This window comes from Pseudomonas meliae (assembly GCF_001400515.1).
In the GTDB taxonomy this organism is placed as follows: domain Bacteria; phylum Pseudomonadota; class Gammaproteobacteria; order Pseudomonadales; family Pseudomonadaceae; genus Aquipseudomonas; species Aquipseudomonas amygdali.
The window spans coordinates 1-565 of the sequence record NZ_LJQT01000484.1 but is presented as its reverse complement, the minus strand read 5'-3'; the positions used below and the strand labels follow the sequence as shown (position 1 = coordinate 565).

The 565-nt window shown below is 55.6% G+C and carries 1 pseudogene; it reads right to left on the bottom strand.

The annotated features are described in order from the left end of the window. Positions 1 to 162: 162 nt before the first annotated feature. A pseudogene (locus ALO64_RS22625) lies at positions 163 to 565 on the bottom strand (TonB-dependent receptor); the annotation flags it as partial.

Sequence of the window (565 nt, the reverse complement as noted above, 5' to 3'; positions counted from 1 at the left end):
CACTCTGCGTCGTCAGTGCCGTCGCGACAAAAAATCGCTTTCATTTATGTGCAGTGACTACGGGCAAGACATGCCGTTGTGTTGCAGCACAGATATGACGCGAAGCGTCACGAGCTGTATGCCAACGCGAAGCATTGGGACGACAATCAGCGGCAAGTCAAATTACCAGTTGTACGTCACCTTGCCGTAGTAAAACGCCCCGCTATACCCGTAAGGCGAGAACGTGCTGTAAGCCAGGTTGCCGCCACTGGACGAGAAGTCGTTGAGTTTCTCGGGGTATTTGTCGGTGATGTTGTCGCCGCCCAGGGTGAAGACCCAGTTCTTGAGTGTGTAGTCTACTGCGAGGTCCAGCAGCCACGCCGCGCTGAAGGTCTGATCGTTGACCTTGTCGGCCTGGTAGCTGGTGAACTCGCCATAGCGAACCAGGTTGGAATGCAGTGCCCAGTTACCGAACGTCAGATCATTGCCCAGCGTCAGTTTGTGCTGCGTAGTGGTGTCACCCAGCAGACCGATGCGCTCCCTGCGATCCACCCGAACCAGATTCACCCCTAAGAGGGTGTAGACA